The organism is Bacillus sp. VT 712 (assembly GCF_001614195.1).
Taxonomy (GTDB): domain Bacteria; phylum Bacillota; class Bacilli; order Bacillales; family Bacillaceae_H; genus Priestia; species Priestia flexa.
The window spans coordinates 18634-27155 of the sequence record NZ_LWBK01000044.1 but is presented as its reverse complement, the minus strand read 5'-3'; the positions used below and the strand labels follow the sequence as shown (position 1 = coordinate 27155).

The window sequence follows — 8522 nt, the reverse complement described above, 5'->3', positions numbered from 1 at the left end:
TAGTTGATTTATTAGCTGAAATCGGAAGCTTTTCATACTATGAAGACCCACGCCAACTAATCAAACTCGCGGGGTTAACATTACGAGAGAGTTCTTCCGGACAGCACAAAGGGCAAAAGCGCATCTCCAAACGTGGCAGAAGAAAGCTGCGTGCCCTCCTATTTAGAGTTATGATGCCGATGATTCGACATAATGAGGCTTTTAGAAAACTGCACGAATATTATACAAATCGTCAGGTTAATCCATTACGTAAGAAGCAGTCTATCGTGGTTCTATGCGGAAAACTATTAAAAGTGTTACATGGAATCAGCACGAAGCACAAAGCATTTGATGCGCAGCGAATGATGAAGGATATTCCTAGTCTCGCAGAGGCTATATAGATTTCTACATCCCCTTTACAGACCTAGACAACAGGATGACACGGAGAAGCTGGCATTATATTCACCATTCGACCTAGAGTCCCTAAAGGAGCTTCGCTAGCCTCTGCCTTATGACTAGACCGAACGAAGGAATGTAGGCACACAGATGCCCAGAGACATGGGAGGGTACGTCATCATAAGTTACGCAGAGATCCATTGTGCATCACATAATTCTCTGACACTACTTACCACTATTAACCAGTAGTGACCGCGTAGCGTACCCATATAATGGAATAGTTTCTCATAATATAAAAATATTGTTAGGAAGCGTGTCGAAAAATATTTTTTTGACACCCCACCAACGGCTCAAACCGTTGATAAATCAACATTTATAGAGGGAGCGTTATTATGACATATTCATTCAAACAATATGAACAAAAATTTAAGGCACTTGCTGATGAACGACGATTAGAAATTATGCATGAGCTGTGTCAGCGCGGTCAAACCTGCGTATGTGATTTAACGGATTTTTTTGGTATACCTCAGTCTAAGCTGTCTTATCACTTAAAGATTCTTCTAGACGCTAATCTAATTACGAAAGAAACAAAAGGCACATGGAGCTATTACGCATTAAACGATGAAGAAGTAAATCACCTTTTATCGGATGAGCTCTGCTGTTTATTTCGTAAAGAAAGCTCGTGCTCATCTTAACCTATTAGTTCTGCTAAAAACTCAAAAAAATTCTTAGGGGGAATATTTTATGAAATATGTTCACGTAGGGGTAAACGTCACAAATCTAGAAAAATCAGTCATTTTTTATGAAAAGCTTTTTGGAGTTAAGCCTGTGAAAGTAAAAGTAGATTATGCGAAGTTTTTATTAAATCAACCTGGGCTAAATTTCACGCTAAACGTACGGGATGAAGTAAATGGAAACCAAATAAATCACTTTGGATTTCAAGTAGAAGCTGCTAGCGAAATCCATGAACATAAAGTCCGCTTAGAAAAAGAAGGTTTTTTTGCTCGTGAGGAAATGGATACAAACTGCTGCTATGCCCTACAGGATAAGTTTTGGGTAACAGACCCTGATGGCAACGAATGGGAGTTTTTCTATACAAAAGATAATCAAGCCACTTTGCCTGCTGCAGATACTACGGAATGTGAATGCTGTTCTTAAACAACGAAACAGTAAGGAGCTTGTAGCTCCTTACTGTTTATTGTAAGCTACGTTCTATTTTCCCACGATCGAGTTCATCAACCCATTTCCTATATTTTTTATAGATATTGTTCATCTGTTGTTTATCAAGACCAAGCACTTCACAGCCTCGGTCATCGTAAATAAATAACATTACGTTTTTCGTCACATTAACGAAGAATACATCTGGATAACCTGGTGGATAACCACCAAGCTTTGGCTTTAGGGGAAAGTCCTCATGAATAGCAGCTTTTATAAGCGAATTAACTTTAATGTCTCTCACCTTACAACGTAAAGAAAACTGCTGCATTTCATACTTACCTTCTTCAATTTCAAACGGATACGGGTATGTCTCAACTTGAAGATGCGTTAACAACCTTTTATTTTTAACATAGCGGTTGTAGACGTTTAGCTTCCGTGTAGGTTGTTTCTCTCCTATATATTTATATAAATTTGTCACAAGAAATAGCTCATCATCCCCTTCGAAAACCTCATTAAATATTGTGTGTACTTGATTGTAAACCTTCGCAAAGTAACCTATGTTTGTTTCACCCTTATCCGTCAATTGATAACTATTTTGCCCCAGCGTAAAATGGATACTCAGATCCCATTGATAATAAAGGCTTGGGATTAGCTCAACTTCAGGAAACGCTTTATTAAGATATTCCTTCATTTTCATGCAAAAACAACTCCATTTCACTACCTTTAAACTGAAATCCTATGCTTTTATACAGCGCCTCTCCCGCTTGTGAAGCATGTAGCCACACTCTTTCCACTTCGCGTTTTTGACACTCTTTCATGCATTCTTGAAGGATTCTTCGCGCCAATCCTTGCTTCCGATGAGAAGGGAGCGTATACATGTTTAAGAGATAAGCTTCCTTGCCTTTTAAGTTTTCTAAATAAGGTGGTCTCGTAAAAAAAGATAAGCCACTTACGCTAACAATCTCTTCTCCATCTTTGGCAACAAACGAGACAAACTCCCCTTTTTCCATCGCTTCTTTTAGGTATCTTTCCGTTGCTTCCATCACTGTCTTTTCTTCTTCCTGTGTTTTAATCTCGTTCACTTCTTTTAACAGTTCAACTCTCAGTGAAATGATCCCCTTTACATCACTTAGCACTGCTTTTTCAATTTTATATGTATGTGCCATATCTATTCCCCTTGTAACTAGATTTGCTGGTGTTAATTTTAATTTAGAGCTCTCACTATGTCCATATATTGGATAACCGTTATAGTTGCGTATAGTCTTATTATGTAAAGTAGAAAAACGAAAAGAGAAGCTCTTTGTCTTTAGTTCATTGCTATATCTTTTCGTCTATATACGCTCAACACCATTCCAATAAAAAAGGAATTAAGAGCAATGGGCATCAAACCATAGCTAATAAAAGGCATTGGCATGCTTGTTAATGGGAAAAAGCCAACCAGCATTCCAACGTTTGCAATCAGTTGCGTTGCATATACACTTACAGCTCCAACTAATAGCAGTTTACTATACGAATTGTTTATTTTACCCGTTACTTGTACAATCCGAATCACCAAGAGACTAAGAATTCCTAACAGAATAAGAGCTAATAGCCAGCCGTAATGATAAATAAAACTAAGAAAAACAAAATTCGTGTGAGCTTCTGGAATAAACGCAGTTGTTTCTTTTGTTCCAAACCAACCAGAGCTTTTTATCATTTCATGAACCTGTGGGATTTGAAACCTTAGAGAATTTCCGGTAACGAATTCATAAGGATTAAGAAATGCTAATAGGCTTTCGATTTGATAAGCCTTCATTTGCTGTAGAGAAACTCCTATATAAATAAAAATCATCATAAAAAAGCTACCTAATACTAACATGATTTTTATTTTATTAAACTTGCTCCACCAAATCATAGAAAAGGTCATCACACCATAAATAAAGAATGCGGTTGTGCTCGCCGTCATGCTAAACAAAATAGCGCTTATAGTGAATAAAATCATAAATTGCCAAATTTTAAATTGCCGACTTTGAAAAAAAGACGCCCAAGTTAAATAGAAAAATGGCAGAGCCATTAGGCTTTCAATTGTGAGCGGTCCTACTTTTACAGTAAGAGAAAATACCCCTGAGTCAGATCTATAAATAATATATAAAAGTAAAAAACAGCCCACTAAATAAAATCCCAGCCCCTTATTCATCAACTTTCTATAATCAATAAGCATCAAAAGTATGGCAAGCGCTATGCCAAAGACCATAAACAATAACTTATGCACTAAAAAGTAATTGACTTGAGCGTAGCCTATCGCAACTAGTGGTAGAAAACCTAATAGAAGGCTCGTAATTAATAAACTAATTGTAATCCAGTCAATTTTAGGTCGATGAATCTGATTTAGCTTTTGACCTAATACAATAGGGTTGCCCATATGTAAGATGGCCTTTTGCTCTGCCTCATCTGAATCTACGCCTTTTTGTTTCCAATAATCTTTTGCCTCGTTTAAATGATGTTGAAGTTCTTTTGTTACGTATTCTTGAGCCTCTTTTGATTTAATTTGTTCTTTTATCGTTTGTAAAAATGTATTTCTCTGATTAATCATAGCGTTACCCCTCTAAAATTTCATGAAAGCTCAACTTTTTGGATTGCATTCGCTTCTCTGCTTTTTTCAACGCTTTCTTCCCTTGTTGATTTAAGTAATAATACTTAATTTCTTCTGTAGACCATCTTGTATCAATTAATCGTCGACTTTCTAATTCGTGTAATAAGACGTATAGAGCCCCTTCATTATTTTCAAAGTGAAAAATTCCTCTGCTGCGTATTAAACTGCAAAGCTCATACCCATTTTGTTCACTTACTAGCAATTGCATAATTGCTACGAGAATTTCACCTTCACTATGCTGATGGCGTAAGACGGCTTCTTTCACTTTCCTCTTATGAAAAGAGGTAAACTTTAAGCTATTAAACGCTTGTTTATTTACTTTTTGTTTTAATTGTTTTAAACGCTTATCCATTTTTTCTCCTCCAGTGCATTTTTTAAAAGTGCTTTCGCACGTCTAAGCCTTGTTTTAATGGTATTAGTACCGGTTTCAGTCACCAGTGCAATTTCTTTAATTGAGTTCTCTTCAAAATAATATAGGTAAATAACCTCTCGATACTTAACCGGAAGCAGCATGATTGCTGAAATTAATTGTTGGTCTTCCTGCTTCTGAATAACCTTTTCTTCTATCCCTGATCTATTTATGTAAGAAGTGGGATATTGATTTTCAGTCATAATGACTTTGTTGTTATACCAACTTTTCAAAAAATCTTTACAATGATTGATAGCAATGCGCCAAAGCCATGTTTTAAACTTTGATTTACCATTGTATGTGTGAAGATTTTTATAACACTTAATAAAAATATCTTGAGCTAAATCCTCCGCAATCTCTTTACTATGTACATAAGAATACGCCAGCTTTAATATATCATCTCCATAACAATCCATAATTTCATCTATGACAAAGTCATAATCATTTACTTTAATCCATTCTGCAGTCCATTCTTTCACTTCTTTCACTTCTTTCTCTCCTTTCACATTATTAGACGACGCTACAAAAAAAAGGTTTTAAATTTCTATTATTTTATTAAACTGGCATCTGCAGAAAAACAGTCTACATTAATAAAAGAGTTTGGGACATAACAAAATGATTGCTTCTAAGAGACGAACACTAGCTGTTCCAATCTTTTTGGTTTGTCTGAACACGTTCGTTCCATTGCGCTACGGCCACTCGCTTTCCGCGGGGAGGAACCTGAGCTTCCTCGCTGCGCTGCGGGATCTCAGTTTTCCCTCTCTTTCCCGCAGGAGTCGAGTGTCCTACGCTCCATTCCACCCTGTTTCCAACATTGTTTTCACAATCAACAAAAAACCTGAACGATTAAAAGTGAGAAACTCTCAATCGTTCAGGTTTATCATTGGCTGAATTACTTATGTCCCAGCCTCTTTGCATTCAACATATTATTTAACAAGTATACTTCCTACGTATTGAGCAGTACCACTTGAGGTTGTAAAGGTAACTTCCAACACATATCTACCTGTACTTTTAGGCATTTCAAATTCTCGATTTTCATTCATTTTAAGTTCAACCTTTTGCTCTTCCTTCCAAAGATTAGCTGCTATAGTTGGGTTCGTCCAAATATCTCCACCGTTTTCTTTGTTTTCTTCAAAATCTAGAAATACTTTTTCATTTCTAGAAGCGTTAATGTCCTTTTGTGATAAGGCGAACTCCCAAATATCATCTACCGTTTTACTTACATCTCCGCTTGATGAAGCCCAGCTAATATTCGCTTCTGTTAACCTTACAGACGAAGCATTTTCTGCGTAGAGATGCGCCGTAGGTGGACCCACATCATAATCTTCAGCTATACACGCAGTGACGATAAAGATTAAAAACACTCCTATGCTTAACCAAGAAACTTTTCTCATCGTATCCCCCTGCTGCATTATTTGAGTTTTACATTCTGTATTAAACTATTCAGCGCAATTTTTTTTAGTCAGCTTTTGTTAATAATTATAGACAGCTTATAGTTAGCATGACCGTTTAAAGACTCTAAAAATTGATCCAGCTCTTGATTGGAAGGAAAATTACATTCTAATAGATAACAGCCGTCTCCCGCTAATTTTATAGTTGTGAACGACGTAGTCACGCTGCGTGTTAATAAACGATAAATAAGGCTCATGATAAGGACTCGTTGTATAAATAGTGATCATTGCATGAACGTGATAGCCAAGCTTTTCCTGATTTACTTTAATCGTATACTGCTCAATAATACCAGCGTCCTCTAACTTTAAGACTCTCGATGCAGCTGCTTGTCCAGTTAAATGTACCTTTTCACCCAGCTCTTTCATCGTAATCCGACTGTTTTTGGATAGCTCTTTTAGTATGGACAAGTCGGTTTGGTCTAACATAATTTCAAATCCTTTCATTAATCAAGTAAAACGGTGAAAACACTTGATTTTCACTATGTAATATTGGGTTACTTTTACTATAAACTATACGTAAATTAAAGAAAAGGAACTAAAAACATGAAAATCCAACAAATTCGAAATGCAACTCTTGTTCTTACCTATGCGAATAAAACCTTTTTAATTGATCCTATGTTAGCGGATCAAGGTACGTACCCTCCATTTCCAAACTCTGTACGACAAGATCAACCTAATCCACTTGTGCCTCTACCAGTACCTGTAACACAATTATTAAATGTAGATGCAGTGATTCTCCCTCACCTGCACTTAGATCATTTTGATGAGACTGCTAAAGAACTGTTAGACAAAGATATAAAGTTATTCGTACAAAATGAAGCGGATAAAGCTGAAGTAAAAAAGCTGGTTTTACAAACATTGAAGTGTTAACTGAACAGACAAAATTTGCAGGCATACAGCTAATTAAAACAAAAGGTGAACATGGCCGCGGTGAGATTCTTAAGCTAACTGGGGAAGTGTGTGGAATTTTCTTTAAGCATGAAGATGAAAAAACGCTGTACGTTGCAGGTGATACAGTTTGGTATGAAGGAGTAAAAGAGAATCTCTCAGCCCACCAGCCAGACGTTATTGTTGTAAATGGTGGAGATAATCAATTCCTTGAAGGCGGTTCACTTGTGATGGGGAAAGAAGATATCTTACAAGTTCAACATGCTGCCCCTAACGCAACTATTATTTCCGTTCATATGGAAGCCGTAAATCATTGGACGCTATCAAGAGCTGAATTAAAGCTTTTTGCTACTGAAAAACAATTCAGTAATCATCTTCTCGTTCCAGAAGACGGTGAAGCTTACTCCTTTTAATAGATTAATGAGCCAGGTTTTTCAGAAGAACCTGGCTCATTTACACTTTTATCTAATGTCCTTCTCACATCATTTAGAAGGAAATCTCAGTTGCAATATGTAACTACATAGAGAAAGGATTAGATAATTTCAAAAGATCTGAACGATGGCGGAGGGAACTACATTGAATACGAATATTTTAAGCGTTATTAGCGATACCCAAAAGAAAGTTAACTTTTCTGGAAGTATTCTTATTAAAGATGAACACCATATACTAGCTGAAAGTAGCTACGGCTATGCCAATCGAGCTGATCAAATAAAAAATAGCCTTGCTACGCGATATGGTATTGCATCTGGCTGTAAGCTCTTTACAGCTATTGCGATTTGTCAGCTTGTAGAAGCAGGCGTCCTTTCGTTTGAAACAAGATTAAAAGATTGCCTTGATATTGATTTTCCTCATTTTGATGAAACCATTACTGTTCATCACCTTTTAACGCATACAGCTGGAATACCTGACTATTTTGATGAAGAAGTGATGGATGATTTTGAAGAGTTGTGGACAAAAACCCCAATGTACAAAATAAGAAACTTAGAAGAATTTCTCCCTTTTTTCCAGTATGAACCGATGAAGTATAAAGTTGAAGAGCAGTTTCATTATAATAATGCCGGTTATATCCTACTCGGCTTAATTATAGAGCAAACAACTCAGCTTTCATTTCATACATACGTAGAAAAAGAGATCCTACATAAAGCACATATGACAAGCTCTGGCTATTTTGAACTCGACGCTCTGCCAAATCATACAGCACTTGGCTACATTGACTTTCCAGACGACAAGTGGAAAACAAATATTTACTCCCTTCCTGCTAAGGGAGGTGCAGATGGCGGGGCGTTCGTAACGGTTTGTGACATGAACCGCTTGTGGAACTCTCTTTTGAATCATGAGCTACTTAATAAAGAATATACAACACGCTTGCTTACCCCTCATACTGAAACCAATAATGAAAATAGTTTTTATGGCTATGGGGTGTGGATAGAGAAAAGAGAAAGAGCTATTTTCAAATATCATATTATGGGTTATGACCCAGGGGTTAGCTTTCACTCTGCTTTTTATCCAAAGTCAGCTGTCACTGCCGTTATCTGTTCAAACAAATCACGCGGAGCCTTTCATATTATGAACGCTGTTGAAGAGGAAATGTTCAGCTCTTATTAAATGC

General features: G+C 36.7%; 10 protein-coding genes and 2 pseudogenes. 5 read left to right on the top strand and 7 right to left on the bottom strand.

From position 1 onward, the window contains the following. The 3 genes from A2U94_RS17100 to A2U94_RS17090 form a co-directional block, all read left to right on the top strand. A partial coding sequence (locus A2U94_RS17100; protein WP_156482282.1) for a transposase occupies positions 1–380 on the top strand: 380 nt, incomplete at its 5' end. 387 nt (positions 381–767) lie between these two features. Next, positions 768–1070 (top strand): ArsR/SmtB family transcription factor, encoded by a 303-nt coding sequence (locus A2U94_RS17095; RefSeq protein ID WP_025911925.1) that lies wholly within the window; start codon positions 768–770, stop codon positions 1068–1070. Between the two features lie 49 nt (positions 1071–1119). After that, a complete protein-coding gene (locus A2U94_RS17090; RefSeq protein WP_025911926.1) occupies positions 1120–1533 on the top strand; it encodes an ArsI/CadI family heavy metal resistance metalloenzyme in 414 nt (137 codons plus the stop codon). A gap of 37 nt (positions 1534–1570) precedes the next feature. Here A2U94_RS17090 and A2U94_RS17085 read toward each other — a convergent pair whose 3' ends face one another. The 7 genes and pseudogenes from A2U94_RS17085 to A2U94_RS17055 all read right to left on the bottom strand — a co-directional run bounded on the left by A2U94_RS17085 (position 1571) and on the right by A2U94_RS17055 (position 6451). Further along, positions 1571–2230, bottom strand: coding sequence for a DUF3885 domain-containing protein (locus A2U94_RS17085; RefSeq protein ID WP_025911927.1), 660 nt, complete (start codon positions 2228–2230; stop codon positions 1571–1573). Beyond that, positions 2208–2699, bottom strand: coding sequence for a GNAT family N-acetyltransferase (locus A2U94_RS17080; protein ID WP_035321479.1), 492 nt, complete (start codon positions 2697–2699; stop codon positions 2208–2210). The genes A2U94_RS17085 and A2U94_RS17080 overlap by 23 nt, the downstream gene beginning before the upstream one ends. 140 nt (positions 2700–2839) lie before the next feature. Then, complete coding sequence (locus A2U94_RS17075; RefSeq protein WP_035321481.1) at positions 2840–4105, bottom strand: FtsW/RodA/SpoVE family cell cycle protein; 1266 nt, start codon at positions 4103–4105, stop codon at positions 2840–2842. Positions 4106–4109: 4 nt separating this feature from the next. Further along, positions 4110–4517: a PadR family transcriptional regulator gene (locus tag A2U94_RS17070; protein WP_025911931.1), complete on the bottom strand. Its 408-nt coding sequence runs from the start codon at positions 4515–4517 to the stop codon at positions 4110–4112. Further along, entirely contained in the window at positions 4502–5053 is a 552-nt protein-coding gene (locus A2U94_RS17065) for a sigma-70 family RNA polymerase sigma factor (protein ID WP_025911932.1), read from the bottom strand. The genes A2U94_RS17070 and A2U94_RS17065 overlap by 16 nt, the downstream gene beginning before the upstream one ends. A 447-nt stretch (positions 5054–5500) precedes the next feature. Continuing rightward, entirely contained in the window at positions 5501–5968 is a 468-nt protein-coding gene (locus A2U94_RS17060; protein ID WP_025910331.1) for a hypothetical protein, read from the bottom strand. Between the two features lie 68 nt (positions 5969–6036). Continuing rightward, positions 6037–6451: pseudogene (locus A2U94_RS17055) on the bottom strand (Lrp/AsnC family transcriptional regulator). Between the two features lie 117 nt (positions 6452–6568). Here A2U94_RS17055 and A2U94_RS17050 point away from each other — a divergent pair. Together A2U94_RS17050 and A2U94_RS17045 are read left to right on the top strand one after the other, a co-directional pair. Then, a pseudogene (locus tag A2U94_RS17050) lies at positions 6569–7326 on the top strand (MBL fold metallo-hydrolase). 163 nt (positions 7327–7489) lie between these two features. Beyond that, positions 7490–8518 (top strand): serine hydrolase domain-containing protein, encoded by a 1029-nt coding sequence (locus A2U94_RS17045; protein ID WP_025910330.1) that lies wholly within the window; start codon positions 7490–7492, stop codon positions 8516–8518. Positions 8519–8522: the final 4 nt, after the last annotated feature.

Bases quoted from the DNA above. Each gene is read 5' to 3' on its own strand.
- A2U94_RS17095 (WP_025911925.1), top strand. From the start codon at position 768: ATGACATATTCATTCAAACAATATGAACAAAAATTTAAGGCACTTGCT.
- A2U94_RS17090 (WP_025911926.1), top strand. From the start codon at position 1,120: ATGAAATATGTTCACGTAGGGGTAAACGTCACAAATCTAGAAAAATCA.
- A2U94_RS17085 (WP_025911927.1), bottom strand. From the start codon at position 2,230: ATGAAAATGAAGGAATATCTTAATAAAGCGTTTCCTGAAGTTGAGCTA.
- A2U94_RS17080 (WP_035321479.1), bottom strand. From the start codon at position 2,699: ATGGCACATACATATAAAATTGAAAAAGCAGTGCTAAGTGATGTAAAG.
- A2U94_RS17075 (WP_035321481.1), bottom strand. From the start codon at position 4,105: ATGATTAATCAGAGAAATACATTTTTACAAACGATAAAAGAACAAATT.
- A2U94_RS17070 (WP_025911931.1), bottom strand. From the start codon at position 4,517: ATGGATAAGCGTTTAAAACAATTAAAACAAAAAGTAAATAAACAAGCG.
- A2U94_RS17060 (WP_025910331.1), bottom strand. From the start codon at position 5,968: ATGAGAAAAGTTTCTTGGTTAAGCATAGGAGTGTTTTTAATCTTTATC.